This window comes from Streptomyces sp. NPDC047017 (assembly GCF_040644175.1).
Lineage (GTDB): Bacteria > Actinomycetota > Actinomycetes > Streptomycetales > Streptomycetaceae > Streptomyces.
The window spans coordinates 1-25992 of sequence record NZ_JBEYVW010000023.1 but is presented as its reverse complement, the minus strand read 5'-3'; the positions used below and the strand labels follow the sequence as shown (position 1 = coordinate 25992).

Genomic DNA, 25992 nt, shown 5'->3' with positions numbered 1-25992 from the left:
GTTCCGTGCGAGGCGTTCGGCTGACCGGTCGGTCAGCGCGCCCGGTGCGCCGGCGGGTCAGCTGAGCGTGACCTGCCGGTTGGTCAGACCGCCGCGGGCCCGGCGCTCCTCGGCGGTCAGCGGGGCGTCCGAGGCCAGCGCCGCGGCCAGCCGCTCGGCGAACTCGGCGGCCGGCTTCTCCACGTCCTGGGCGCCGACGCCGCTGGGCAGGTCCCAGACGGGCACCGTGAGGCCGTGGGCGCGGAAGGAACCGACCAGGCGGGTGCCCTCACCGAGGCTGGAGGTGCCCGCCGCGTGCAGCCGGGCGAGCGCGTCCAGGAGTTCCTCCTCCGGGTGCGGCATCACCCAGCGCAGGTGGTTCTTCTCCGGGGTCTCGCACCAGTACGCGGCCCCGACGCCCGCCAGGCGCACGGTCGGGATGGCCGCGGCGTTGGCCCGCTCCAGGGAGGCGGTCACCTCCGCCGTCGCGTGCTCCGCGTCCGGAACCCAGAACTCGAAGCCCTCGTGCACCTCCGGCGCGCAGGGGGCCTCGGGGTCGAGCAGGTCCTGGAGGCGGGGCCCGTCGGCGGGGGCGCGGCGGCCCTGCACCGGCGTTCCGGGCTCGGCCTCCAGGGCGCGCCGCAGGGTGTCGGCGAGGTCGCGGCTGATGTCGCCGGACGCCGTGTCGTTCTGCAGGCCGAGCAGCACCGAGCCGTCGTCGCGGCGCAGCGCGGGCCAGGCCATCGGCAGGACGGTGGCCAGCCGGACCGACGGCACGCCCTCGGGCAGGTCCTCCCGCAGGGTCAGCTCGACGGTGGCGGCGGGGACCAGCTCGCGCAGCGCCACCCAGTCGCACTCGCCGGGCAGCCCCTCGAACGGCCGCCGCACCAGCTCGGTCGCCGCGTGCGCGGCGGCCCGCCCGTGGCACGCCTTGTAGCGCCGGCCGCTGCCGCAGGGGCACGGCTCGCGGGCGCCGACCACCGGGATCTCTCCGTCCGTGAGCTGCGGGCGCTCGGCCTTCGTCTGGGGTCGCTTCTTGGCCATCTGGGTGTCTCCCGGTTACGGCTCGTCTCGTACGGGCGCGAGCCTAGTCGTTCACACCGTCGAGGACGGGAAGCTGTGGACGGAGCGGTGGTTGTGGACAACCTGGGGCTGCGGGCGGGCCGAGGCTGTGGGGGGCCTGCGGTCGTGGACCGGCGCCCGGCGCCCGGCGACCGCGGCCGTCCCCGGCTTGGTCCTGGTCCTGGCCCTGTTCCTGGTCCTGGTCCTGGTCCTGGTCCTGGTCCTGGTCCTGGAGTCTGTGACCCCTGCCCTGTCTCAGTCCAGTTCGTCGAAGGCGGCGTCGGCGAAGCTCAGTTCGGGAAGGGCCGCCACCGCGGGCGCGGTCACGCGGGCGGCGAAGTCGTCCCGGCGGTGGCAGGCGTCCGGGTCGTGCACGTCGTCGTGGACGACGACCCACACGGTGATCTCGCCGCGGACGTCGTCCCGGACGCCCCAGTCGTCGCAGAGCGCCGTGATGATGTTCAGCCCGCGGCCGCCGTGCGCGGTGACCGAGGGGGTGGCGGGCGCCGGGCGGGTCGGGCCGCCCCCGTCCGTCACCTCGACGAGGAGCCTGCCGCCCGTGTCCACGCGCCACGCGGCCCGGACGTCACCGTCACCCGCCGGGACGCCGCCCAGCGGCCGGCCGTGTCGGCAGGCATTGCTCAGAAGTTCGGAAAGGATCAGTACGGCATCGTCGATGACCGATTCCGCCACGCCACCCCTGCGCAGCTGATCGCGCATCCGGTGCCTTGCTTCCCCCACGCCCGCAGGGCCATGGGGTACGGCCATGCTCGACGACGTGGGCACTTCCTGTGCCACCACCAACGCCACCCCCGAGACCTCCTTCGCCCCACGCCACGGTGTGGATGCCCCATTGGCCTGTACCGGAAACCGGCCATACGCCGCCCGGCGACGCATTCGCGGTGATCGAACACGCACCGAACGCGCCGGAGCACTCCCTGTGACAACACATCGCTGGGTGGCCGGAAATCTTCGGTATGGCCCACGCCGGAGAATGCGGCACGCGCCCGCCCCGGTCAAGCTCCGCGCACGATCAGCGGCCGAGCTGACGCAGAACCGCACGCGGGCGATTGGTGATGAGGGCGTCGACGCCCAGCTCGGTGCAGAGAGTGACGTCCTCGGGCTCGTTCACCGTCCACACATGCACTTGATGACCGGCGCTTTTCAGCCGCTCGACATAGTCCGGATGACTGCGCACGATCCGGATCGAGGGCCCCGCGATCCGCACCCCCGCGGGCAGCCGCCCGTCCCGCAGCCGGGGGGAGACGAACTGCATCAGGTACACGGTCGGCAGGGTCGGGGCGGCGGCCCGCACCCGGTGCAGCGAGCGGGGCGAGAAGCTCATCACGCGCACCGGCGACTCCTCCGCGCGGGCGGGCGCGTCCAGCCCGAACCGCTGCAGCAGGGCCAGCAGCCGTTCCTCCACCTGTCCGGCCCAGCGCGTGGGGTGCTTGGTCTCGATGGCCAGCTCCACCCGCCGGCCGGCGTCGGCGACGAGTTCCAGCAGCCGCTCCAGGGTGAGCACGGAGGTGTCCTCGGGGTCCTCGGGCCGCACCTCCCAGTCGGGCTCCTCGTCCCGGCCCCGCCGGGAGCCGCGCGCGGGCCAGGAACCGAAGTCCAGTGCGGCGAGGTCGGCGAGTTCCAGGGCGGACACCGCTCCGCGGCCGTTCGACGTACGGTTGACGCGACGGTCGTGCACGCACACGAGGTGGCCGTCCGCGGTCAAGCGTACGTCGCATTCGAGGGCGTCCGCGCCGTCCTCGATCGCCGTACGGTAGGCGGCCAGGGTGTGTTCCGGAGCGGCCTCGGAGGCTCCGCGGTGGGCGACGACCTGGATCTGGTGCTGCCGTGCGTGGGTCACCGCGTCATGGTGCCATCGAGAGGGGGCAGGCGTGACGGCGGGCGCGGACGGGGCGAGGCGGGCCGGGGGACCGGCGGAGACGGACGGACGAGGATGATCCGCCCGATTACTCTGAAATGACTTATATAAAGAATGACAACCTGCCCACAGCAACCGCTTATGGTGCTCTGACGGCCCGTGGGAAAAGCTGAGGGCATACAGAAGTACATGCACAGCTGGAGCACGCCGGGTCGTCGGCAGGCATGAGCGAGCGTGACCGAGTGCGACCGACAACAACAGCCGTGGATCGAGGAGAAGAGCTGTGAGCACCGAGAACGAGGGCAACGAGGTACCCCCGGCCCCGTCCGCACCCCCCGTGCCGGTGGATTCCCCCGCAGCCTCCCCGCGGCCGTCCGCCCCCCAGGGGAGCGGCGCCGCCACGCCCCCGCCCCCCAGCGCGCCCCCACACGTGCCCGCCCCGCAGCAGGACGCCGTGCCGACGCAGCCCCAGGGCCCGGCGCAGCCGCCCACGGCCGGAGCGGCGCACCCGCAGGCCCCCGGTGAGGGCCCGGCCACGCCCGGCCGCTCCACCTTCGACACCTCCGCCGCGCCCGGCCACCCCCAGAGGCCCGCCGGCCCGCCCGCGGACGGCTCCTGGCCGCCGCCCCAGCCCCCCGCCGTGCCCGCCTACGCGGCCGGCGGCGCGGGGGCCGGCGCGGGCGGCGCCACCGGCTGGGGCGCGAGCTACCAGCAGCCCGCCCCCAAGCGCCGCGGGCGCGGCGGGCTGGTCGCCGCGGTCCTGGTGGCCGCGCTGGTCGCCGGCGGCCTGGGCGGCGGCCTCGGCTACACCCTCGCCAAGCACGACGACAGCGGCTCCACCACGGTCAGCGCCTCGGACACGGGCGCCGCCCAGGTCAAGCGCGACCCGAACTCGGTCGCGGGCGTGGCCGCCAAGGCGCTGCCGAGCACCGTCACCATCGAGGCCGAGAGCACCAACGGCCAGGGCGGCACCGGCACCGGCTTCGTGTTCGACACGCAGGGGCACATCGTCACCAACAACCACGTGGTGGCCGACGCCGTCGACGGCGGCAAGCTCACCGCGACCTTCCCGGACGGCAAGAAGTACGACGCCGAGGTCGTCGGCCACGCGCAGGGGTACGACGTCGCCGTCATCAAGCTCAAGAACCCCCCGTCGGATCTCAAGCCGCTCGTCCTCGGCGACTCCGACAAGGTGGCCGTCGGCGACGAGACGATCGCCATCGGCGCCCCCTTCGGCCTGTCGAACACGGTCACCACGGGCATCGTCAGCGCCAAGAACCGCCCGGTCGCCTCCAGCGACGGCAGCGGCGACAGCAAGGCGTCCTACATGAGCGCCCTGCAGACGGACGCCTCCATCAACCCGGGCAACTCCGGCGGCCCGCTGCTCGACGCGCGGGGCGCGGTGATCGGCATCAACTCCGCGATCCAGTCCTCCAGCAGCGGCGGCCTGGGCGGCTCCGGCGGCCAGTCCGGCTCCATCGGCCTGGGCTTCGCCATTCCGATCAACCAGGCCAAGTACGTCGCCCAGCAGCTGATCAAGACCGGCAAGCCGGTGTACGCGAAGATCGGCGCGTCGGTCTCCCTGCAGGACGGCACGAGCGGCGCGAAGATCACCGACCAGGGCGCCAGCGGCTCCGCCGCGATCGAGCCGGGCGGCCCCGCCGCCAAGGCCGGCCTCAAGCCCGGCGACGTCATCACCAAGTTCGACGACTCGGTGATCGACTCCGGCCCCACCCTCATCGGCGAGATCTGGACCCACAAGCCCGGCGACAAGGTCACGATCACCTACAAGCGCGACGGCAAGGACCACACCACCGACGTCGTCCTCGCCTCCCGCGACGGCGACAACTGACTCCGCCCGCACCCGCGCATACCGCGCTTCCCTCCCCGACCGGCTAGTCTTGTCCCCGCGCCGCCGATCACGACCGGCGCGGGGTGGGTTGCCCGAGCGGCCTAAGGGAACGGTCTTGAAAACCGTCGTGGCGCGAGTCACCGTGGGTTCAAATCCCACACCCACCGCATGAGGAACGGCCCCTGACCGGGTGAGACGGTCAGGGGCCGCCGTGCTCCGCGCTGTCCGCCCGTCGCCGCGTCCCCGCAGTTACCCGTTGACGACGAGCGGAAGTCCTGGCGGAGGGCGCGGCAGTAGATCTCGCCCGGCCCGTTGCAGGTGCCGCAGCTCTTGCCGGACGAGTCGGCTCCATTGCCTCCGCAGGCCCCGTACCTCTCGTTGCTAGGCGGTGGGGCGAGCGAGCCGGGCGTTGGACCGGCTCGTGATCAGCTGACGCACGGGACCTCCTTCGGGGTGTCTTCCCAGGTGTGTTGCTCGATGTGGCCGGCGAACAGACCGCAGCCTCCACCGCCGGGCTCCGAGGCGACCACGGGACAGTCCGGCAGTACGGCCTGCTCCGCCTCGGTGCTCCCGCGCCAGCGGAGCCACAGCGCGGTCCCGTACTCGCCGACGTCGGCGAGGAGGCCGTAGTGGTCGCCGTCGTCGTGCGCGGACAGTTGGCACTGCACTGCCCTGTCGACGTGCTCAGCGGATGACTTCTCCCGCGCTTCCCGCACCAGTTCCAGGGGCACTCGGCGCCAGTGGGCGCACCGCATCACCACTCCATGCGGAGGGAGCCGACGGAGTTCCGGCCCCCCTCCGCGCACCGGCGACAGGCGCACGGTGGGAAGCGGCCGGGGTTGTCCGGGGGCAGCGGGTCGTCGCCCACTCGTACCTCCGTGAGGGGGCCCCACGTCCGACCGGAGTCGCGCGAGACCCGCAGTGTCATCCGAACGTCGTCCTGTCTGTTCGCCATGGCCAGGAGCATCGCGATGCGCGGGATCGCTCAGAAAGGCCAAGCGGATTACCCAACTTGGATAGCATCACCCTCGGTTGACCAAGAGTTGCGATCCGTAGTCCTCATGCCGGAGCGTGCCCCCATGCCCGACCCGTCTCGCTCAGAGGAACTTCCGGTCAGCCTGCTCACGGACCCAGTGATGATCGCGGCATGCCGGACCAGGGACTTCGGCCGCGTCTTTCAGCTGGTCAAAGCACGAGCGGGCATCTATCCGTCGATGATCGCGCGCCGCTGCGACCTGACCCCGAGCCGCGTGGGCGAGGTGATCGCAGGGCGACGGCAGTTGCTGCACATGGACGTGATCGAACGGATCTCGGACGGACTGCGCATCCCCGGACACATGCTCGGCCTTGCCCGACGCTCCTGGGAGACACCGCCCAGCCTGACGGTCATGCCCCGCGAGGCGGCCGAGGCGCCGACCGCAGCCGTCGAACCGCTGGCCGCCGGGCTGCCAGGGGCGGACGTCGACAGCATCCTCGCCCTGGCGGCCGAGCGGGACCTCAGCCCCTCGACGCTGGACGCACTGCACTCGTCCATCGCGGACTACTGGCGCCGGGATGACGAACACGGTGGTGAGACCTTACGACCGGCCGTCGTCGGCCAGCTCCGCTACGTCGTCGATCTCCTCAAGGAGCAGCGCCCCGCTCCCCTGCGGGACGGTCTGCACAGCATCGCGGCCGAGCTGGCCCGGCTCACCGGATGGACCTACTTCGACGCCCGCCAGTACCACCAGGCACGCGCCTACTTCACCGAAGCCCTCGGCCTGGCCAAGGCAATCGACGACCGTCAGTTCATGGCGAACGTCCTCGCCTGCATGAGCCTTCAGGCCACCTACCAGGACAAGCCTGGCGACGCCCTCGCACTCGTCACAGCGGCTCAGGACCAGGCCCGGGCGGCCGCGGGAACAACACCGCGTGTCCTGGCCATGCTCGCGATGCGCGAAGCCTTCGCACACGCCACCCTCGGGAACCATGGCGCGACCCACACCGCGATCTCGGAAGCCCACACCCAGTTCGGGCGGATCAGCGACAGCGATCCGGACCCGGTGTGGGTCGCCTACTTCGATGAGCCGAAGCTGATCGTGGACACCGGCATCGCGCACGGCCGCCTGGGCGAGGCCGCCCTCGCCGAACCTCTCATCGCGGACGCCCTGCGCCGAGAGCACCGGACGAACCACCGGGGCCGCGCCTTCCACGCCTTCTGGCTCGCCCGCACTCAGCTCCAGCGCGGAAAGCTCGACGAGGCGTGCCACACGGCCAGGGGCGCCCTGGCTCCGGCGGCGAGCGTCGGCTCACAGCGAGTCGTCGGCCACATCAGGGAGTTCTACGAGCAATTGGAGCCCTTTTGCCGAGAACCGGCTGCGGTGGCGTTCGAGTCCCGGCTGCGTGAGGCGCTGCCCCGCCAGGTCAGCGGGTCGCCTCGTCCATGAGTAGGTAGAGCAGTCCGACGAGGGAGCCGCTGCTGACGATCTCGCGGCGGTCGATCAAGCCCCGCACGTCGGCCAGCGGGATCCACTCGATCCGGTCGGACTCGTTCTTCTCGGTCGGCGGCCCCTCGTACGTCGCTCCGTCGGCCCGGAAGACGTGGTGCTGGGAGTCGGTGATGCCGTTGGCCGGCTCGGCGTAGATCAGCGGCTTGATGGGCCCGGGCCGCCAGCCGGTCTCCTCCAGCACCTCACGCGCGGCCGCTTCTGCCGGAGTTTCACCCTCCTCCACCAGTCCCATGGGCAGCTCCCACGCCCATGCATTCGTGATGAAACGATGCCGCCACATCATCAGCACCTCACGCCGCTCGTTGACCACCGCGGCCACGGCCAGGTGCCGGAGCTTCACCACGTGGTGCTCCCAGCGGTTTCCGTCCGGTGTCTCGACGTCGGTGAGCCACAGGTTCACCCAGCTGTTCTCGTAGATCGGACGTTCCCCGTGGATCTTCCACTGCATCGCTGCGGCCCCTCTCGATCGGTCTCCAGCATCGCAGAGCAGCGGTTGGGTGAAGGCGGCCGTGGGAGGCCGGTCGGCCTGCCTCCGGCGGGCGCCGCTTTCGCAACGAGCCCTACGGGTGATGCCCCGTCACCCGCGCCGCCGAGTCGAGTGTCGCGTGGGCCTCGGGTTCGGGGAGGCCGGTGTGGAGGGCCGCTGCCAGGAGTGGGGCGGCGAGGGTGGGGCCGAGGCCGCTCTCGTAGGCGCGGCAGGCCGCCCAGAACAGGCGGGTGTTGCGCTGGCCCTCGTGGGCGTCGAGGACGAACCGCACCAGGCCCTGGCCGTGCCGTGCGGCGGCGGACAAGGGGAGGGGGAGGGGGTGGTGGGGCCGGGGGGAGGGGGGTAGCAGCAGGTGCAGCAAGGGGGGTGGGCAGGGGGCCGGGGGCAGGTGTGCGGTACCGGGGGTGAGGGTGTACGTGCCGTGGGTGGTGCGGGAGCCGGGGCCCACCAGGTAGCCGCCCGCGCCGCGGATGTCGATGCCAGGGGCCAGGCGGCCGGCCGAGTTGGGGACGACCGTGTCCGGGGGGCCGCTCAGCCAGAGGTGCCGGCCCCCGCTGGGGGTCAGGACGACGACCGTGGCGGGGAGGGTGAAGCCGTGGCGCCGGGCGAGTACGCGCAGGGCGGCCGGGGCGTCCGTGCCCGGCTTGGTGTCGAGGTCGATGCCGATCAGGTGGTACGGCGGCAGTCCGCAGGCGATGCCGTAGCCGGTGGCCCAGGGGGCGGCGGCGAACAGTTCCCGGACGCGGGCGGGGTCGGTGGTGGCGTCGTGGACGCCGTGGCCGGGGCGTCCGCACGCGCCGTGGCAGGGCGGCCGGGCCGGGTGCGGGTCGTCGCGGTGCGGGGAGCGCAGGGCCGGGAGCTTCGTCCGGGACAGCGGGAGGACGGCCAGGCCGCGCTCGGCGGCTGACAGGGCGTGCGCGAGGGCCAGGGGCGCGGCCTTCCGGTCTGGGGCGGCCATGGATTTAGTTTCGTACGAATGTTCGGGTGGGGGAAGAGGGTGGCCGTGTGGTGCGCCGGGGGCGCGCGCATCGGTTCGTTTCCGCCGGTCGTCTGCTGGAACGCTTCATCCCTTGGGGGTGACCGGGAGGCGAGGGGGCGCACCCCGGCCCGCGAGGGGGCCCGGGGCGCGAAAGGTGGTGAAAGGGGTTTATCGACTTCTCATCACGCTTGAGTGGTAATCGGGACTTCCGGGGTGGTTCGCCGGGGAGCGGTGGGCAAATCTGATCTCGCGACGTCGTGAGAGACACCCGGGGCGGTCGGCCAACTTCCCTGGTGCAAGCCGTAGTTCAGCTAGCTTCACGCAGCTTCACGTGCTTCCGGCAGGCAGCCGGCGCGCAGCTCTTACTGGAGGAGCAACATGGCAAACATCCGTACCGCCCGCGTTCTCGCCGCCGTCACCGCCATCCCTCTCGCGGCCGCCCTCTTCACCGGCATCGCGGCCGCGGACAACGGCGCCTTCGCGAGCAACGGATCGAACGCGGGCATCGCCGGTGTCGTCGGCAGCGGAGTCGGCCACAACAACAACGGCAACTCGTCCACCACGCAGCAGCAGGCGGTCGGTTCCGGTGCCTCGAACCAGAACAACACCGCCCAGGTGAACGGCTCCGCGTTCACGGCCATTCAGCAGGGCAACGAGAACGTCGCCGTCCACTTCACCCACCTCTGGTGAGCCGGGCGGGCCGGCGCGCACGAAGGGGACCCGCCGGCCCGGACCCCGTGGGTGTGCTTGTGGGGATGTGACACACGTGTGCGCGGCGGTGCTTCGGCGCTGCCGCGCAGGCGTTTCCCGGGTCCGGTCCACGCCGCGCCCGGGGTCCCCGATGCTCCGTCCCGCGGCAGTCCCCCGACCGCCCTCCCCAGGGAGAACCCGTACCCCCGCCGGCCTCCTCGTCCACCTTCAGGAGGTGCGGCCGGCCCCACCCCTACAACCTGAGATGGACCCCGCTTCGGGACCTGCGGGCGATCCCGGGCGCGAAAGCCGCTCCTAGCGTGGAGGGCATGACCACACCCGTCTGCACCAGCGCGTCGACCCCCGCCGTAGCGGGGACGCAGAGTCCGGCGTACCCGTCGTTCGCCTCGTACGTGCGGGCCCGCCAGCCGGTGCTCCTGCGTGCCGCCCGGTCGCTGACCGCGAACCCGTGCGACGCGGAGGACCTGTTGCAGACCGCGCTGACCAAGACGTACATGGCGTGGGAGCGGATCGAGGACCACCGGGCCCTGGACGGCTATGTCCGCCGGGCGCTGCTGAACACCCGGACCTCGCAGTGGCGCAAGCGCAAGGTCGACGAGTTCGCCTGCGACGAGCTGCCCGAACCGGAGCCCGCGCCCGGCGCTCCCGACCCGGCGGAGCAGCAGGCGCTGCGCGACGCCATGTGGCGGGCGATCGTCAGGCTGCCCGCGCGGCAGCGGGCCATGGTCGTACTCAGGTACTACGAGGACCTCTCCGAGGCGCAGACGGCCGAGGTGCTCGGCGTGTCCGTGGGCACGGTCAAGTCGGCGGTCTCCCGCGCGCTCGGCAAACTGCGGGACGACCCCGAGCTGACCCGCGCCTGCTGACCCGCGCCTGCTGACCCGCGCCTGCTGACCCGCGCCTGCTGACCCGCACCTGTTGTCTCGCGCCTGCTGACCCGCACCTGTTGTCTCGCGCCTGCTGACCGGCGGCGGTCCGTACGGCGCGGTCTGCACGGCGCGGTCCGTTCGGCGGCCCGTATGACGGTACGCGCCTGCCGGCCGGTCGCGGTCCGTACGGCGCCACCCTCCCCTGACGTGCGGCGACTCCCGCCCGCCGGCCGGTGCGGTCGCCGTCGCCGGACGTGATCTGATCGATTCCCCGGGCGTAGTGACATACCGCGTGGTATGTGCGCAGAATCAGCGCACCCCCCTACTACCGCGTAGGCCATGCCGTTCCGGGAGGACGCCGTGCTGAGCACCATGCAGGACGTACCGCTGACCGTCACCCGCCTCCTCGTGCACGGGACGCTGGTGCACGGGCGGTCCCAGATCACCACCTGGACCGGGGAGGACGAGCCGCAGCGGCGCAGCTTCGCCGAGGCGGGCGCGCGTGCGGTGCAGCTGGCGAACGCCCTGCGCGACGACCTCGGAATCCGCGGGGACGACCGGGTCGCCACGCTCATGTGGAACAACGCCGAGCACGTCGAGGCCTACCTCGCCGTCCCCTCCATGGGCGCGGTCCTGCACACCCTCAACCTGCGGCTGCCCGCCGATCAGCTGGCCTGGATCATCAACCACGCGGCCGACCGCGTGCTCCTCGTCAACGGCTCCCTCATCCCCCTGCTCGTCCCGCTGCTGCCGCGGCTCAGGACGGTCGGGCACATCGTGGTCTCGGGCCCCGGCGACCGCGCCCCGCTCGCCGGCTCCCCCGTCCCGGTGCACGAGTACGAGGACCTGATCGCGGGCAAGCCGGTCACCTACGACTGGCCGGAGCTGGACGAACGCCAGGCCGCCGCCATGTGCTACACCTCCGGCACCACGGGCGACCCCAAGGGCGTGGTCTACAGCCACCGTTCCATCTACCTGCACTCCATGCAGGTCAACATGGCGCAGTCCATGGGCCTGACCGACCACGACACCTCGCTCGTCGTGGTCCCCCAGTTCCATGTCAACGCCTGGGGCCTGCCGCACGCCACCTTCATGACCGGCATCAACATGCTGATGCCGGACCGTTTCCTGCAGCCCGCCCCGCTCGCCGAGATGATCGAGCGCGAGCGGCCCACCCACGCCGCGGCCGTCCCCACCATCTGGCAGGGCCTGCTCGACGAGCTGACCGCCCGCCCGCGCGACGTCTCCACCCTCACCCAGGTCACCATCGGCGGCGCCGCCTGCCCGCCCGCCCTGATGGCCGCGTTCGACCGGCTCGGCATGCGGGTCCGCCACGCCTGGGGCATGACGGAGACCTCGCCGCTGGGCACGGTGGCCCGCCCCCCGGCGCACGCGCTCGGCACGGACGAGGAGTTCGCCTACCGCGTCACGCAGGGCCGTTTCGCGGCCGGTGTGGAGGCCCGCCTCATCGGCCCCGGCGGTGTACGGCTGCCCTGGGACGGCGAGTCGGCGGGCGAGCTGGAGGTGCGCGGCCCGTGGATCGCCGGCGCCTACTACAACGGCCCCGACGCCGCCCCCCTGCGCCCCCGCGACAAGTTCAGCGAGGACGGCTGGCTGAGGACCGGGGACGTCGGCACCATCAGCCCGGACGGCTTCCTCACCCTCACCGACCGGGCCAAGGACGTCATCAAGTCCGGCGGCGAGTGGATCTCCTCGGTCGACCTGGAGAACGCCCTGATGTCCCACCCGGACGTCGCCGAGGCCGCCGTCGTCGCCGTTCCCGACGACAAGTGGGGCGAGCGCCCGCTGGCCACGGTCGTCCTCCGGGAGGGCGCCACCGCCGACTTCGGGACACTGCGCGCCTTCCTCGCCGGGGAGGGCGGGATCGCCAAGTGGCAGCTCCCGGAGCGCTGGACGATCGTCGGGTCGGTGCCCAAGACCAGCGTCGGCAAGTTCGACAAGAAGGCGCTGCGCAAGCGGTACGCCGACGGGGAGCTGGACGTCACCAGCCTCTGAGCCCCGCATACGGGAGACCAGGGGGGTGGCCTCCGGGGAGAGCGGGGCCGGGGTTCACGGACGTAGCGCCCACTTTACGGACTTGGCGTCGGCTTCATGGGCGTAGCGCCGGCTTCACGGACGTAGCGCCCGCTTCACCGTCGTACGGCCGTGGCCGTCCACCCCAGTACCAGCCACACCGCCGCCACCGCGCACACCCCGGACCAGCCCCAGTGGGCGAAGGCGGGGCCCGCCACGCTGGAGGCGAGGGCGGCCCCCGCGAAGCCCGAGACGACGTAGGCGGTGTTGGCGGTCGCCGGGGTGGAGGTGGTCGTCAGGGCCAGCGTCTGGTTGGCGATCTGGGAGGCCGCCAGGGCCGCGTGCAGCGCGACCGCGGCCACGAACAGCGCCGCCATCGTGCGCCCGCCCAGCCAGAACAGCGGCACGGACACGGCGGCCAGGACGTACGCGGTCCGGACGACCCTGGCCGCGCCGAACCGGTCGACCAGCCCGCCCGCGAGCGGGGCCACCGCGCCGGCCGTGAGCCCGAACAGGCCGAAGAGCCCGGCGGCCGCGGTCGACAGGTCGTACGCCGGCCCGGTGAGCAGCAGCGTGAGCGAGGTCCACAGGGCGCTCCAGGCGCCGAACATGCCGGCCTGCCGCGCGCACGCCCGCCACAGCCCGGGCGAGTGCCGCAGCAGCGCGGGCAGGGCGGCGACGCCGGACAGCAGCGGCCCGGTGCCGCGACGGGGCTCGGACGGCAGGGCGAGGGCGGTCGCCAGTCCGAGGACGAGGGTCAGCGCGGAGGCGCCGGCGAACACCCAGCGCCAGCCGAACGCCCCTCCCGCCAGCCCGCCGAGGACGCGGGCGGCGACGATGCCGGTGAACAGGCCCGCGATCACCGCGGCGACATGGCGGGCGCGCCGGTCGGCGGGGGCGCGTTCGACGACCAGCGGGACCAGCAGTTGCGGGACGACGGTCGTGGCGGAGGCCACGAACACGGCGGCGGCCAGGGCGCCGGTGCCGGGGGCGGCCGCGGCCACGAGCAGGGCCGCGGTGGTCGCCACGGACAGCGCGGCCACCAGCGGGCGGCGGTTCACCCGGTCGCCGAGCGGCGCGAAGAACAGCAGGCCGGTGGCGTACCCGAACTGCGCCACGGAGGCGATCCAGGCCACGGCCGAGGGTGCCGAGCCGACGTCGTGGGCGATGAGCGGCAGCAGCGGGGCCGCCAGGTAGATGTTCCCGGCGGTGACGGCCGTGCAGAGGGCGATGAGGGCCAGGAAGAGGTCGGGGGAGCGGCGGCGGCTGCCGGAGCAGGGCTCGGTGGCGGACCCGGCCGTCGAGGCTTCGATAACCAACTGGTTGGTTGGAGGCATGGGGGCAGTCTGGGGCGGAGCGGTTCCGTTGTCAACCAAATGGTTGGTTACCCGGCCCGATTGGTTACCCTGTGTCCCATGACAGCAAGGGACCCCGAGGCGACCAAGACCCGTATCTTCGAGGCGGCGGTCACCGAGTTCGCCCGGTACGGGATCGCGGGCGCCCGCATCGACCGCATCGCCGCCCAGGCCAAGGCCAACAAGCAGCTGATCTACGCCTACTTCGGCAACAAGGCGCAGCTGTTCTCCCAGGTCCTGAGCCGCCGCATGGTCGACCTCGCGGCGTCCGTGCCGGTCGACCCGGACGACATCGAGGGCTACGTCGACCGGCTGCTCGACTACCACGCCGCCCATCCCGAGCTGCTGCGCCTGCTGTTCTGGGAGGGCATCGAGTACGGCGCCGCCGAACTGCCCGACGAGGCGGAGCGCCAGGCCCACTACGGCCGCAAGGTCGCCGCCATCGAGGACGGCCAGCACCGGGGTGTCATCAGCGACGCGATCCCCGCGCAGGACCTGATGTTCCTGCTGGTCGCCCTGGCCGACTGGGCCGTCGTCGTCCCGCAGATCAAGCGGATCATGGTCGGCGCCGAGGACCGCGCGGAGGAACGGCTGCGGGCCTCGATCAAGGAGGCGGCCCGCAGGCTCGTCGCGAAGTGACCGCGTGCGCGGCCCGGTCCGAGGGCCGCCCGGTCGTACGGTTGGTCGGTCGTACGGTCGGTCGGCGCCCGGGCGGTCGTACGGTTGGTCGGCGCCCGGTCGGTCGTACGGCCGCCCCGCCCCGCCGCGTACGTCAGTTGGTGCCGATCCGGGCCAGCAGATCGACGATCCGGGTCTGCACCTCGGTGCTGGTGGACCGCTCCGCGAGGAACAGCACCGTCTCACCGGAGGCCAGCCGCGGCAGGTCCGCCTGGTCGACGGCGGCCGTGTAGACGACCAGCGGGGTGCGGTTGAGCCGGCCGTTCGCCCGCAGCCAGTCCAGGATCCCGGCCCGGCGGCGGTGCACCTGCATCAGGTCCATCACCACCAGATTCGGCCGGAACTGGTCCGCCAGCGCCACCGCGTCACCGTCGCTCGCCGCCCGCGCCACCTGCATCCCGCGCCGCTCCAGCGTCGCCGTCAGCGCCAGCGCGATCTCCGCGTGCTCCTCGACCAGCAGGACGCGCGGCGGGTGCTGCTCGCTGTCGCGCGGGGCGAGCGCCTTCAGCAGGACCGCGGGGTCGGCGCCGTAGGCCGCCTCCCGGCTCGCCTGCCCGAGCCCGGCCGTGACCAGCACCGGAACCTCGGCGGCCACCGCGGCCTGGCGCAGCGACTGCAGCGCGGTGCGCGTGATCGGGCCGGTCAGCGGGTCGACGAACAGCGCGGCGGGGAAGGCCGCGATCTGCGCGTCGACCTCCTCGCGCGAGTGCACGATGACGGGCCGGTAGCCGCGGTCGCTGAGCGCCTGCTGCGTGGTGACGTCCGGGGCCGGCCAGACCAGCAGCCGGCGCGGGTTGTCCAGCGGCTCCGGCGGCAGCTCGTCGTCCATCGGCTGCGGCCGCGGCGGGTCCGCGACCTCCACGGCACCGCCCGGACCGTCCAGCGGTTCGGGCCCCTCGGCGGCGTTCTCGTCCGGGGCGCCTATGGCGTACGACCGCCCGGCGCCCTCGGTGCCCGGCGCCCGCCGGGGCTGCCCGGCCGGGACCGGCGGGGCGGTGGGTGCCGCCGGGGGGACGGGGGGTACGGCCGGGGCCGCGAGGGTGCCGCCCGGGGACGGCTGGGCGGCGGGCCGCTCGGCCGGGGGATGCGGGCGGGCCGCCGCCTGCTCGGGCCGCTGCTGCTGCGGCCGTGACTCCGGGCGCGGCGCGGCGGCCGGGTCCGGCGGCGTCCCCAGCTTGCGGCGCCGGCCGGAACCGCCGGGCGCGTGCGGGGGCGGCGTGGCCGTGGGCTGCTGCACCTGGGCCGCCTGCCGGCTGAAGGGCACGCCCTGCCCGAGGGTACGGACGCTGATCGCCCGCCCCTGAGTGGAGTGGGGATCGACCGGCGCGGCGGCGGCCTCGGGTGCTTCGGGGGCCTCGGCGGGCAGCGGTTGGGCCGCACGGGGACCGGTGGCGGGATGGGCCGCAGGACCGGTGGTGGGGCCGGTGGTGGAGCCAAGGATCGGGGCCTGACCGGGAGTCTGGCCGCCGGTCTGCTCGGGCGGCAGCGGGGTGCCGGTCGCCGGGGTGGGCCGGGCCTGTGGGGCGGTGGTGCCCGGGGCCGGGGTTGAGGCCGGGGGCGGGGTCGGCCGAGTGGGCAGGGCCTGCGCCGGAGCAGCCGGGGCGGAGGCGGGGGTGCTTCCGGCCGGTGTGCCCGGCGCGGGGGCGGCACCCTGCACCGGACCGGCCGAGGCCGGAGTGCCTTGCGCCGGGGCGGCCGGTACGGGGGCGTCCGGTGCGGAGACGGCTTCGGCGGGCAGCGGACGGCCCTGGGCCGCCCGCCCCGGTGCGCCGGGGCCCTGCACGGCCTGCGCGGGCGGCCCCGCCACCGGCCCGGAGGACGGGACCGACGGGGCTGACGGGGCTGACGGGCTCTGCACGGGCGGCTGCTGGCCGGGCACCGGCTGCGCCGCGGCCTGCGGGCCACCGACCGGCTGCCCGGACGCGGCCCGCGGGGTCGCGGCCTGCGGGGTCGCGGCCTGCGGGGTCGCGGCCTGCGGGGTCGCGGCCTGCGGGGCCGCCGGTGCCGGGCCGCCGTCCGCCTGTACGGCGGTGGCCGCCGCCGCACGCCGCCGCCGGCCCGTGGGCGCGGTCGTGGGGTGCGGCTGCGGCGGGGTGTGGTCGTCGGCCTGGTCGTGGGCGGCGGCGTCGTGCCGCCCTTCATCGGCGCCGACGGCGTTCGCGAGACCGGCGCGGGCACCGGCACCGGCGCCCTGGGCCGGAACGTGCGCCTGCGCCGGGCCTTGGCCCTGGTCCTCGGCCGCCTGCGCCTGCTGAGGCACATGCGCCGCGCGGGACCCAGCCCCCTGCGGCACAGGGGAAACAGGCGAAACAGAGGGAGCAGAAGAAACAGAAGAAACAGAGGGAGCAGAGGGAGCAGAGGGAGCAGAGGGCACGGAGGTGCCGTGCGGCCCGTTCGGCACCGGCGGCACAGGCATCCCCTGCGCCGCGTCGGACTCGGCGGCCGGCCGGTCCTCCGCGGCGGGCGGCAGCGCGAACACCGTGCGGGGAGCCGCCTCCTGCGCGGCGGCGCGCTCGCCGGCCGCCGCCAGGGCACGCCGACGGCGCCCGGTCGGCTGGGCACCATCGTCACCCGCGCCGGCCTCGGCGTCCGCACCGGTACCGGCGGCCGGCGCCGAGGGCAGTGCGGGCGGCAGGGCCTGCTGTTCCCCGGGCTCACGCCGGGCCCGCCGTCCGGAAGCCCCGGTTTCGGGCACCGGTACGCCCTGCGGCGGCACCGTACCGCCCAGGCCGGAACCGGCCGCCGCCGTGCCCGCGGCATGCTCGGCCGCGGTCACCACGGCGCCCTCGGACACCTCCGCGTCGTCGGCGGCCCGGCCGCGCCGCCGTCCCGTACCGCCGGAACCGTCCGAGTGCGCCACGCCGTCCTGCGCGGCCTCCTCGGCCGTACGCCTCCTGCGCCGCCCGGTCGGAACCGAGGGACCGCCGGGAGCGGAAGCGGACGTGGGAACGGGGGTGTCACCGTCCCTGTCGGCGTCGAGGAACGCGTCCGTGGAGCCCCGCCGGGCCCGCCGCCGGCCGCCACCGCCCGCGGCCTGCTCGGGCAGCGCGATCTGCGCGGAGCCCCCGCCCCCGCCCGCCGGCCCGGCACCGGCAGCCGGAGCCGGCAGCGGAACCTGACCCGGCGGGACGGGCCCCGGCAGCGCGACCTGCCCCGGGACGGGCCCCGGAAGCGAGACCAGGCCCGCACCCACACCCGTAACCGCACTCGCATCCGCGCCCAGACCTGTAACCGCACCCACACCCACACCCATGCCCGGCACCGGAGCGGCCGGGAGCTGGGCGTAACCGGCCGCGATCGTGCCCGCCCCGCCACCGAGCGGCACCTCCAGGACGTAGGCGCTGCCGCTCATCCCCGGGACGTCGTGCGTCTGGAGCACGCCGCCGTGCGCCCGGACGATCCCGCGCACGATCGGCTCGTGCACCGGGTCGCCGCCGGCGTACGGGCCGCGCACCTCGATCCGTACGACCTCGCCGCGCTGCGCCGCCGCGACCACGACGGTGTTGTCCATGTAACCGGCCGCCGACACCGGCGCGTTGCCGGTCGCGTCCACGCCCGCGACGTCCGCGACGAGGTGCGCGAGGGCGGTGGCCAGGCGCCGCGGGTCCACCTCGGCCTCGATGGGGGGCGCGTGCACGGCGAACTGCACGCGCCCGGGCCCGACCAGCTCCACGGCCCCGTCCACACCGGCGGTGACGACCGCGTCGAGCATCACCTTGGTCCGGGTGAGTTCCTCGCTGCCGATGTCGAGCCGCTGGTAGGAGAGGACGTTGTCGATGAGGGTGGTGATACGGGAGTAACCGGCCGAGAGATGGTGCAGCACCTGATTGGCCTCGGGCCACAGCTGCCCGGCGTCGTCGGCGGCGAGGGCGGCCAGCTCGCGGCGCAGCTCGTCCAGCGGGCCGCGCAGGGAGCCGCCCAGCAGGGTCAGCAACTGCTCGTGGCGGGCGGCGAGGGCCTCGAAGCGGTCCTTCTCGCGTTCGCCGAGCGCGGCGTAGCGCTCCTCGTTCGCGGCGAGTTCCTCGGCGTGGCGCTCGGTCAGCTCGTCGATCTCGGCCGCGTGCTGCTCGCGCAGGGCGGTGAGTCCGGCGGCGTGCTCCTCGGCGAGCCGGTCGAGCCGCTCCGCGTGCCGCTGCTCGGCGGTGGTCTTCTCGTCGGCGAGCGCGTCGAAGGGCCGGCGGTCGGTGAAGGTCATCACGGCGCCGACCAGCTGGTCGCCGTCCCGGACGGGGGCGGTGGTCAGGTCGACGGGCACCTTGTCCCCGGACTTGGACCACAGCACCTGCCCGCGCACCCGGTGCTTGCGCCCGGAACGCAGGGTGTCGGCGAGCGGGGACTCCTCGTACGCGAACGGCGCGCCGTCGCCGCGCGAGTGCAGGACGAGCGTGTGCAGCTCGCGGCCGCCCAGCTCGCCGGCCCGGTAGCCCAGGATCTGGGCGGCGGCGGGGTTGACGAGGACGATCCGGCCGTCGGTGTCGGTGCCGACCACGCCCTCGGAGGCGGCCCGCAGGATCATCTCGGTCTGCCGCTGCGAACGGGCCAGCTCGGCCTCGGTGTCGACGGTGCCGGACAGGTCGCGCACGACCAGCATCAGCAGCTCGTCGCCGGTGTACCCGGAGCCGTCGTAGGCCTGCTGGCCGTTCTGCAGATTCGCGCTCGTGACCTCGACCGGGAACTCGCTCCCGTCGGTGCGCCGGGCGATCATCCGGGTCGGCTTGGTGCGGGCGCGCGGGTCGATGTGGTCGGGCCGGCGCATGGAGCCCGGGATGAGCCGGGAGTCGAACTGCGGCAGCAGGTCCAGCAGCCCGCGCCCGACCAGGGCGGTGCCCGGCGTCTCGAAGGCCTCCAGCGCGATGGTGTTGGCGTTGACGACGGTGCCGTTGGCGTTGACCAGCACCAGCGCGTCGGGCAACGCGTCGAGTATGGCAGCGAGGCGAGCAGCGCCTCGGGATGGCCTGCTGCTCACGAGACGCTTCCTCCCTGTTACCGCACCTTGCCGACCGCGGGGGTCATCCTGCCGACCGGCCCGCGACGTGTCACGCGAGGGAGTCTAAGCGCTGAGGTTGCGCTCGCGACGCCGGATGAGAGGGAGGTCGCACGAGGAAGTGACGTCGAACTTGTGACCGTGCGGTTCCGCTTCGCCCGTATCCCGCGTGTCCCGACCAGCTCGCCTCACATGTTTCTACCGGCGGCCGGGGGCGGCGGTGCCGAGGTCCGGCAGGAGCGGCACCAGCCGGTCCCAGCGGCCGATCTGGCAGCCGTCGCGGCGGTCGTACGTCGCGTCCACCGGGCGTCCGGCCCAGGTCCCGGTCACGTGGGCGGTGGCGGGGCCGCCGTACTGCATCGTGCAGACGGCGTCCTCCGGTACCGGCGCGAAGGTGTCCCGGCCCCAGCGCGTGCTCCGGTCGAGCGCCCCGCAGGCGCCCCGCGCATTCGGGTGGGTGCCCGCGCGCGGGTGGCAGTACAGCTCGAACGTGCCGTCGTTGCCGGGTCCGGCGTGCCGCACGGTGACGGTGAGGTGGTCGCCGGCCCGGTCCTCGTCCCGGACGGGCGGCGGCGCGCCGGTGGCGGCGGCCGCGGGGCCGGCGCAGAGCGCGGCGAACGCGGCGGCGGAGGCGGACACGCCGAGGAGGAGCCGCCGCACGGGGCGGCGCACGGAGGGGAGGCTGATCTGCGTCTGGACCATGCCCGGTCTAACGCGGCGGGCGCCCGGACGTTGCGCCCGCGTCCGGCCGGGCCGCCCCGCCCCGCCCCGTCACGAGGGCTTTGCCTGCGGCCCCGCCTGCCTAGTACCGTGGGAGGCGATTGGTGACGCCCCGCTTGTGTGTGTCATCATCTGCACGCACCACTTCGCGCGCTCGCGTGTGAAGGGTTGTGCTGGAGGCGTCGCCTAGTCCGGTCTATGGCGCCGCACTGCTAATGCGGTTTGGGTCTTAAAGCCCATCGAGGGTTCAAATCCCTCCGCCTCCGCGCATGATCGACGAAGCCCCGGTCCCCAGGACCGGGGCTTCTGCGTTTCCGCGCACCCGGCTCCCCGTGGCCCTCCCCCGTCCCCTCCGCTCCACATCCGCTCCCGACCCCCGTGACGGCGTTTGTGCAGGTCAGACAGGGTGAGGGGAATGGATTTCACATGACGGCGGCAGTCATGTAATGTTCTTCCTGTCGCCGCGAGCGGGGCCGAAAGGAACCGGGAGCGAGGGCAAAACAAAAGAACAAGCACTCGTAGCTTAACGGATAGAGCATCTGACTACGGATCAGAAGGTTGCAGGTTCGAATCCTGCCGAGTGCACATTGCGACAGAGGCCCCGGAGAGATCCGGGGCCTCTGTCGTTCCGTATTCCGCGCCGGCACGTCGCTGGCGTGATGGCATCCTTGATCGCTGTCCCGCAGTCGTCGTTCCGGAAGCCTTCCTTCATGCGCTTCATGCGCTTCACGCGCCTCGCGCACCCGTTCCGCTCGTCGGCCGGCCCCGCCGGGCCGGCCGGTGCGGCGTCCATGTCGTCGCCGGGCGGTCCGCGCGGTGCTCGTGTCCTGGTCTGGCTGGTACCGCTGGTGTGGACCTGGGGCCTCGGGCTGTGGGGGCTGTCGCGGCAGGACAGCGTCTGGCGGGACGAGGCCGCGACCTGGCAGGTGGCCCAGCGGTCCACGGGCGAGATCTGGCACATGCTGGGCAACGTCGATGTCGTGCACGGCTGCTACTACCTGCTGATGCACGCCCTGTTCGAGTGCTTCGGCCCGGGCACCACGACCCTGCGGCTGCCCTCGGTGCTGGCCATGGGGGTGGCGGCGGCGTGCGTGGGGGCCATCGGCCTGCGGCTGGCCGGCCTGTGGGCGGGGCTGGCGGGCGGCATGGCTCTCGGGCTGCTTCCGGCCGTGCAGTTCTACCTCCAGGAGGGACGGCCGTACGCGCTGGTCGCGGCCGGCGCCGGGATCTCCACCCTGCTCCTCGTGACCCTGCTCCAGGGGCGCGGCGGGACGGCGCGCTGGGTCGCCTACGGCGGCACCGTCCTGGCGAGCGGGCTCCTGAACTGGCTCTCGCTGATGATCCTGCCGGCGCACCTGGCGACCGTGGCCTGGTCCCGGGCCGGCCGGGGAGCGCGCATCCGCTGGGCGGCGGCCGCCGTGGCCGCCACGGCCGGGGTGCTGCCGTTGATCCTCTTCAGCCGGGGCCAGTCCGGGCAGGTGTCGTGGATACCGCCGCTGACCTGGCACATGCTGATCGGCCCGGCCGTCCTGCTGGCCATCGGAGGCGTCGGCGTCCCGCTGGACAGACCACGGGCGGGCCGGCTGTCGTCGGCGTCCGTCGGGCTGCCGCTGCTGGCCGTGCCGCAGCTCGGCCTCCTCGGCGTCTCACTGGTCCAGCCCCTGTTCCTGGACCGGTACGTCCTCTTCAGCCTGCTGGGGCTCGCCCTGCTGATCGGCGCGGTGATCGGCGTGGCGGTCCGGGCGGTCGGGGCCCGGCAGCCGAGGGCGTCGGTGTGGGTCCTCCCCACGGTGATCGTGGTGGCGACGGCGGCGCTGCTGCCGCAGTCGCTGGCCAAGCGGTCCCCGTCGAGTCGGGTGGACGACGTCCTGGCGGTCGCGTCGCACGTACGCCGGATGAAGGAGCCCGGGAACGCCGTGCTGTTCGTCCCGGCCGCCCGGCGGGACACCCGGACCGTCTCCCCGGACGCCTTCCTGGGCCTGCGGGACATCGCCCTGGCTGAGAGTCCGGAGAAGTCCGGGACCCTGAAGGGCGTGGAGGCGGAACCGGCCCGTATCCGCGCCGCGATGCTGGGCCAGCGGCGGGTCCTGCTGGTGACGGACGCGACGCGGGTGGCGCAACCGGTGACCGCCGCGACGGACCGGACGAAGGTGTCCGTGCTGCGGGACTACTTCACGGTCACGGCGGACGAACAGGTCCGCGGCCGCCGGGTCACGGTGTACGAGCGACGCGCTTCCCGCCACTGAGGGGAGCGGGCACCGCGGGGGCCCGGTCTCCGGCCTCGCGGTCCTTGTCCTGCGCCCCCGTCCGCCGGTACGCCGCCGTTGTCAGTGGTCCCCCCTACGCTCATGAGTGATGGCGCGTATGTGGAAGTGCTCAGGGCTGCGGTGGGGCGCGGAGGGGCCCGTGCTGGGGTGGCGGGGTGGGGCGGAGAGCGGGCTGGTGCGGGGGCGGCGGGTGGCCTTCTCGGTGGCGGAGGGAGGGGAGCGGCGGTGCGTGGGGGCGCGGGGGAACGAGTGTGCGGAGCGGGCGGTCGTGCCGGGGCGGAGCACGGGGGCGCGGTGCGAGCAGTGCGCTCGGCTGGACCGGGCGCACTCGGTGGCCGCCGACACGAGGGCGGACGACCCGCGGCCGTACCGCGTCTATCTGGCGTGGTTCGGCCCCGGTATGACCAAGGTCGGGATCACGGCGGCCGAGCGCGGGTCGGCGCGGCTGCTGGAGCAGGGTGCCGTCTGCTTCAGCTGGCTGGGCACCGGGCCGCTGATGGCCGCGCGCCGCACCGAGGAGCTGCTGCGCGCCGCGCTGCGGGTCCCCGACCGGATCCCGTACGCCGCGAAGCGGGCCGTACGGTCGGCGCTGCCGGACCGGGCGGCGGAGCGGGCCGCGGAGACGGCGGAGCTGCACGCGCGGGCGAGCGGGCTCGACGGGTGGCCCGAATCGCTGCGGCCGGCGCCGTTCCGGCCGGTCGACCACTGGGAGGTGTTCGGGCTGGCCGGACTGCCCGCCGCCGTGGGGCAGGTGAGCGAGCTGGTCGCGGGCGGGCGGGTCAGCGGTGAGCTGCTCGCCGTGGCCGGACCCGATCTGCACCTGGCGGCCGCGGGCGGCCCGGTCGTGCTCGACACCCGACTGATGACCGGCTGGGAGCTGGGGCCGGCCTCCGCCGACGGTGGCGGTGGCGGTGGCGGTGGCGGTGGGTTCACCGTGCCGGTACGGGAGTTCGGGACGGCGAGGGGAGCAGGAGTACAGGACGGGCTGTTCTGACGGAGGACCGTCCTGAGAGACGGCTGTGCGTTTCTCAGAGAAATCACAGACGCGGAAAAGCGTGCTCTCAGAGGACGCCGCCAAGGTGTCCGCCATGACCACGATTTCTCAGGGGCGCACCGAACTGCTGAGGCCGGACGGCAGCCCCGTCCGGGTGCTTGTCGTGGACGACGAGCTGTCCATCACCGAACTGCTGTCCATGGCGCTGCGGTACGAAGGCTGGCAGATCCGCAGCGCGGTGGACGGGCGGGGAGCCCTCCAGTGCGCGCGCGAGTTCCGGCCCGACGTCGTCGTCCTCGACATGATGCTGCCCGACATGGACGGGCTCACCGTCCTGGGGCGGCTGCGCCGTGACCTGCCCGACGTGCCCGTCCTCTTCCTCACCGCCAAGGACGCCGTCGAGGACCGGATCGCCGGGCTCACCGCGGGCGGGGACGACTACGTGACCAAGCCGTTCAGCCTGGAGGAGGTCGTGGCGCGGCTGCGCGGGCTCATCCGGCGCTCCGGCGCCACCGACCGGCGGCCCGAGTCCGTCCTCGTCGTCGGCGACCTCGCCCTGGACGAGGACAGCCACGAGGTGTCGCGGGGCGGGGACAACATCCACCTGACCGCCACCGAGTTCGAGCTGCTGCGCTTCCTCATGCGCAACCCGCGGCGCGTGCTCAGCAAGGCGCAGATCCTGGACCGCGTGTGGTCGTACGACTTCGGCGGCCAGGCCAACGTCGTCGAGCTGTACATCTCCTACCTGCGCCGGAAGATCGACGCGGGCCGCGAGCCGATGATCCACACCCGGCGCGGCGCCGGTTACCTGATCAAGCCCGCGGTGTCGTGAACGGACGGCGACGGCCGCGTACGGGCAGGCGGGGGCACCAGCCGCGCACCCTGCGCACGCGGCTCGTCGTCGCCTCCCTGGTGCTGATCGCCGTGGTCTGCGCGGTGATCGGCACGGTGACGACCCTGGCGCTGCGCTCCCATCTGTACCAGCAGCTGGACGAGCAGCTCCGCGAGGTCGCGGCGCGGGCGTCCGGCCAGTTCCGCCCGCCGGACCAGCCCGGCACCGGCGGCGGGGCGGGCGTCGGGCCGGGCGGCGGCGTCCCGCGCCGCGTCGACCTGGCCGACTTCGTCACCAAGGGCCCGCAGCCGCCGAGCGGGTCGACCGTCGTCGCGCGGGTGGAGGACGGCCGGATCACCGACTCCCGGCGCGGCGAGAAGTCCAGCTCCGACTTCCACATGAGCGCCGAGCAGCTGACCGGCGGGCAGGCCGCCGCGCTCGCCACCGTGCCCCAGGCCGACGGCGCCCGCCGCACCGTGGACCTGCCGGGCCTCGGCGGGTACCGCGTCGAGTACCGCACCGGCCCCAACGGCAGTTATTACGTCGCCCTGCCGACCAGTTACGTCGACGGCACCATCAACACGCTCGTCCTGGTGGAGATCAGCGTCACCGTCGCCGGCCTGATCGCCGCCTCCCTGGCCGGCGCCGCCATCGTCGAGGTCGCCCTGCGCCCGCTGCGCCGGGTCGCCGCCACCGCCACCCGGGTCTCCGAACTCCCCCTGCACACCGGCGAGGTGAACCTCAGCGAACGGGTGCCGGAACCGGAGACCGACCCGCGCACCGAGGTCGGCCAGGTCGGCACCGCGCTCAACCGCATGCTGGACCACATCCACGGCGCGCTGCACGCCCGGCAGCAGAGCGAGACCCGGGTCCGCCAGTTCGTCGCGGACGCCAGCCACGAGCTGCGCACCCCGCTCGCCTCCATCCGCGGCTACGCCGAACTGACCCGCCGCGGCGGGGAAGAGGTGGGCCCCGACACCCGGCACGCGCTGGCCCGCATCGAGTCCGAGGCCGGCCGGATGACCCTCCTCGTGGAGGATCTGCTGCTGCTCGCCCGGCTGGACGCGGGCCGGCCGCTGCGGTTCGAGCCGACCGACCTCGTACCGCTGGTCGTGGACACCGTCAGCGACGCGCGGGCGGCCGGGCCGGACCACACCTGGCGCCTCGACCTGCCCGGCGAGGACGTCCCGGCGTCGGCCGACGCCGCCCGGCTCCAGCAGGTGCTGGTCAACCTGCTGGCCAACGCCCGCACCCACACCCCGCCCGGGACGACCGTCACCGCACGGGTACGGCGGCGCGGGCCGTGGTTGTGCGTGGACGTCGAGGACGACGGGCCGGGCATCCCGCCCCCGCTGCTGCCGCACGTCTTCGAGCGGTTCGCGCGCGGCGACTCGGCGCGCTCGCGCGCCACCGGCTCCACGGGGCTCGGGCTGGCCATCGTGCAGGCCGTGGTGAGCGCGCACGGCGGTGCCGTCACCGTGCACAGCGAGCCCGGCCGGACCGCGTTCACCGTGCGGCTGCCCGCACTCCGGCCGGCCGCCGCCCCCGGCTCCACCGCCTCGGCCGCACCCGCTACCCCTGGCTCTGCCGCCCCCGGCTCCGCCGCCTCGGCCGCACCCGCTACCCCTGGCTCTGCCGCCCCCGGCTCCGCCGCCTCGGCCGCCCCCGCTACCCCTGGCTCGGCCGCCCCCGGCTCCGCCGCCTCGGCCGCCCCCGCTACCCCTGGCTCGGCCGCCCCCGGCTCCGCCGCCTCGGCCGCCCCCGCTATCCCTGGCCCCGCTACCCCTGGCCCCGCCGCCCCCGCCGCCCCCGCCGCCCCCG

Annotated in this window: 19 protein-coding genes and 3 tRNA genes; 13 read left to right on the top strand and 9 right to left on the bottom strand. The window is 74.1% G+C overall.

Annotated features, from left to right (window positions below):
• Positions 1-57: 57 nt before the first annotated feature.
• The 3 genes from ABZ858_RS31145 to ABZ858_RS31135 form a co-directional block, all read right to left on the bottom strand.
• The gene (locus ABZ858_RS31145) at positions 58-1023 is read right to left on the bottom strand and encodes a DUF5926 family protein (RefSeq protein WP_361386090.1); all 966 of its coding nucleotides are present in this window, start codon (positions 1021-1023) and stop codon (positions 58-60) included.
• Positions 1024-1296: 273 nt separating this feature from the next.
• Positions 1297-1938, bottom strand: a complete 642-nt coding sequence (locus ABZ858_RS31140) for an ATP-binding protein (RefSeq protein WP_361386087.1) — start codon at positions 1936-1938, stop codon at positions 1297-1299.
• A gap of 136 nt (positions 1939-2074) precedes the next feature.
• Positions 2075-2902, bottom strand: a complete 828-nt coding sequence (locus ABZ858_RS31135) for a glycerophosphodiester phosphodiesterase (RefSeq protein ID WP_361386084.1) — start codon at positions 2900-2902, stop codon at positions 2075-2077.
• 301 nt (positions 2903-3203) lie between these two features.
• Between ABZ858_RS31135 and ABZ858_RS31130 the strand changes: the two genes are divergently transcribed.
• Positions 3204-4772: a trypsin-like peptidase domain-containing protein gene (locus ABZ858_RS31130; RefSeq protein ID WP_361386081.1), complete on the top strand. Its 1569-nt coding sequence runs from the start codon at positions 3204-3206 to the stop codon at positions 4770-4772.
• 82 nt (positions 4773-4854) lie between these two features.
• Positions 4855-4939 (top strand) — tRNA-Ser (locus ABZ858_RS31125).
• Between the two features lie 258 nt (positions 4940-5197).
• Here ABZ858_RS31125 and ABZ858_RS31120 read toward each other — a convergent pair.
• Positions 5198-5527 (bottom strand): hypothetical protein, encoded by a 330-nt coding sequence (locus ABZ858_RS31120; protein WP_361386078.1) that lies wholly within the window; start codon positions 5525-5527, stop codon positions 5198-5200.
• Positions 5528-5851: 324 nt separating this feature from the next.
• On the opposite strand from ABZ858_RS31120, the gene ABZ858_RS31115 reads away from it, so the two are divergent.
• Positions 5852-7198 (top strand): hypothetical protein, encoded by a 1347-nt coding sequence (locus ABZ858_RS31115; protein WP_361386075.1) that lies wholly within the window; start codon positions 5852-5854, stop codon positions 7196-7198.
• On the opposite strand, the gene ABZ858_RS31110 is transcribed toward ABZ858_RS31115, so the two are convergent.
• Positions 7176-7709: an NUDIX hydrolase gene (locus tag ABZ858_RS31110; protein WP_361386072.1), complete on the bottom strand. Its 534-nt coding sequence runs from the start codon at positions 7707-7709 to the stop codon at positions 7176-7178. The two genes, ABZ858_RS31115 and ABZ858_RS31110, sit on opposite strands and share 23 nt — an antisense overlap.
• A gap of 112 nt (positions 7710-7821) precedes the next feature.
• Positions 7822-8706: a bifunctional DNA primase/polymerase gene (locus ABZ858_RS31105; protein ID WP_361386069.1), complete on the bottom strand. Its 885-nt coding sequence runs from the start codon at positions 8704-8706 to the stop codon at positions 7822-7824.
• Between the two features lie 399 nt (positions 8707-9105).
• On the opposite strand from ABZ858_RS31105, the gene ABZ858_RS31100 reads away from it, so the two are divergent.
• The 3 genes from ABZ858_RS31100 to ABZ858_RS31090 all read left to right on the top strand — a co-directional run bounded on the left by ABZ858_RS31100 (position 9106) and on the right by ABZ858_RS31090 (position 12323).
• The gene (locus ABZ858_RS31100; protein WP_361386066.1) at positions 9106-9417 is read left to right on the top strand and encodes a hypothetical protein; all 312 of its coding nucleotides are present in this window, start codon (positions 9106-9108) and stop codon (positions 9415-9417) included.
• A 329-nt stretch (positions 9418-9746) separates the two neighbouring features.
• Complete coding sequence (locus ABZ858_RS31095; RefSeq protein WP_361386064.1) at positions 9747-10304, top strand: SigE family RNA polymerase sigma factor; 558 nt, start codon at positions 9747-9749, stop codon at positions 10302-10304.
• 342 nt (positions 10305-10646) lie between these two features.
• Positions 10647-12323, top strand: a complete 1677-nt coding sequence (locus ABZ858_RS31090) for a long-chain fatty acid--CoA ligase (protein ID WP_361386061.1) — start codon at positions 10647-10649, stop codon at positions 12321-12323.
• Between the two features lie 134 nt (positions 12324-12457).
• Here ABZ858_RS31090 and ABZ858_RS31085 read toward each other — a convergent pair whose 3' ends face one another.
• Entirely contained in the window at positions 12458-13678 is a 1221-nt protein-coding gene (locus tag ABZ858_RS31085) for an MFS transporter (RefSeq protein WP_361386058.1), read from the bottom strand.
• A gap of 78 nt (positions 13679-13756) precedes the next feature.
• Here ABZ858_RS31085 and ABZ858_RS31080 point away from each other — a divergent pair, with 78 nt between their 5' ends.
• A complete protein-coding gene (locus ABZ858_RS31080; protein WP_361386055.1) occupies positions 13757-14335 on the top strand; it encodes a TetR family transcriptional regulator in 579 nt (192 codons plus the stop codon).
• 133 nt (positions 14336-14468) lie between these two features.
• Here the strand turns inward: ABZ858_RS31080 and ABZ858_RS31075 are convergent, their stop codons facing one another.
• Together ABZ858_RS31075 and ABZ858_RS31070 are read right to left on the bottom strand one after the other, a co-directional pair.
• On the bottom strand, positions 14469-19286 hold the full coding sequence (locus ABZ858_RS31075; protein WP_361386052.1) for a PAS domain-containing protein: 4818 nt from the start codon (positions 19284-19286) through the stop codon (positions 14469-14471).
• 270 nt (positions 19287-19556) lie between these two features.
• The gene (locus ABZ858_RS31070) at positions 19557-20060 is read right to left on the bottom strand and encodes an SSI family serine proteinase inhibitor (protein WP_361386049.1); all 504 of its coding nucleotides are present in this window, start codon (positions 20058-20060) and stop codon (positions 19557-19559) included.
• Between the two features lie 193 nt (positions 20061-20253).
• On the opposite strand from ABZ858_RS31070, the gene ABZ858_RS31065 reads away from it, so the two are divergent.
• The 6 genes from ABZ858_RS31065 to ABZ858_RS31040 all read left to right on the top strand — a co-directional run.
• Positions 20254-20344: transfer RNA gene (locus ABZ858_RS31065), tRNA-Ser, on the top strand.
• A gap of 246 nt (positions 20345-20590) precedes the next feature.
• Positions 20591-20663, top strand: a tRNA-Arg gene (locus ABZ858_RS31060).
• Positions 20664-20869: 206 nt separating this feature from the next.
• Positions 20870-22324 carry a hypothetical protein gene (locus ABZ858_RS31055; protein WP_361386407.1) on the top strand — a complete coding sequence of 485 codons (1455 nt, stop codon included), beginning with the start codon at positions 20870-20872 and terminating at the stop codon, positions 22322-22324.
• Positions 22325-22433: 109 nt separating this feature from the next.
• Positions 22434-23339 (top strand): DUF2797 domain-containing protein, encoded by a 906-nt coding sequence (locus ABZ858_RS31050; RefSeq protein WP_361386046.1) that lies wholly within the window; start codon positions 22434-22436, stop codon positions 23337-23339.
• Positions 23340-23433: 94 nt separating this feature from the next.
• The gene (locus ABZ858_RS31045; RefSeq protein ID WP_361386043.1) at positions 23434-24171 is read left to right on the top strand and encodes a response regulator transcription factor; all 738 of its coding nucleotides are present in this window, start codon (positions 23434-23436) and stop codon (positions 24169-24171) included.
• Positions 24168-25992: ATP-binding protein (locus ABZ858_RS31040; RefSeq protein WP_361386041.1), on the top strand; the 1825-nt coding region annotated here is incomplete at its 3' end. The genes ABZ858_RS31045 and ABZ858_RS31040, both read left to right, overlap by 4 nt.

Bases quoted from the DNA above. Each gene is read 5' to 3' on its own strand.
- ABZ858_RS31085 (WP_361386058.1), bottom strand. From the start codon at position 13,678: ATGCCTCCAACCAACCAGTTGGTTATCGAAGCCTCGACGGCCGGGTCC.
- ABZ858_RS31055 (WP_361386407.1), top strand. From the start codon at position 20,870: ATGTCGTCGCCGGGCGGTCCGCGCGGTGCTCGTGTCCTGGTCTGGCTG.
- ABZ858_RS31080 (WP_361386055.1), top strand. From the start codon at position 13,757: ATGACAGCAAGGGACCCCGAGGCGACCAAGACCCGTATCTTCGAGGCG.
- ABZ858_RS31070 (WP_361386049.1), bottom strand. From the start codon at position 20,060: ATGGTCCAGACGCAGATCAGCCTCCCCTCCGTGCGCCGCCCCGTGCGG.
- ABZ858_RS31120 (WP_361386078.1), bottom strand. From the start codon at position 5,527: ATGCGGTGCGCCCACTGGCGCCGAGTGCCCCTGGAACTGGTGCGGGAA.
- ABZ858_RS31110 (WP_361386072.1), bottom strand. From the start codon at position 7,709: ATGCAGTGGAAGATCCACGGGGAACGTCCGATCTACGAGAACAGCTGG.
- ABZ858_RS31140 (WP_361386087.1), bottom strand. From the start codon at position 1,938: ATGCGTCGCCGGGCGGCGTATGGCCGGTTTCCGGTACAGGCCAATGGG.
- ABZ858_RS31050 (WP_361386046.1), top strand. From the start codon at position 22,434: ATGGCGCGTATGTGGAAGTGCTCAGGGCTGCGGTGGGGCGCGGAGGGG.
- ABZ858_RS31095 (WP_361386064.1), top strand. From the start codon at position 9,747: ATGACCACACCCGTCTGCACCAGCGCGTCGACCCCCGCCGTAGCGGGG.
- ABZ858_RS31115 (WP_361386075.1), top strand. From the start codon at position 5,852: ATGCCCGACCCGTCTCGCTCAGAGGAACTTCCGGTCAGCCTGCTCACG.
- ABZ858_RS31090 (WP_361386061.1), top strand. From the start codon at position 10,647: ATGCCGTTCCGGGAGGACGCCGTGCTGAGCACCATGCAGGACGTACCG.
- ABZ858_RS31145 (WP_361386090.1), bottom strand. From the start codon at position 1,023: ATGGCCAAGAAGCGACCCCAGACGAAGGCCGAGCGCCCGCAGCTCACG.
- ABZ858_RS31045 (WP_361386043.1), top strand. From the start codon at position 23,434: ATGACCACGATTTCTCAGGGGCGCACCGAACTGCTGAGGCCGGACGGC.
- ABZ858_RS31105 (WP_361386069.1), bottom strand. From the start codon at position 8,706: ATGGCCGCCCCAGACCGGAAGGCCGCGCCCCTGGCCCTCGCGCACGCC.
- ABZ858_RS31100 (WP_361386066.1), top strand. From the start codon at position 9,106: ATGGCAAACATCCGTACCGCCCGCGTTCTCGCCGCCGTCACCGCCATC.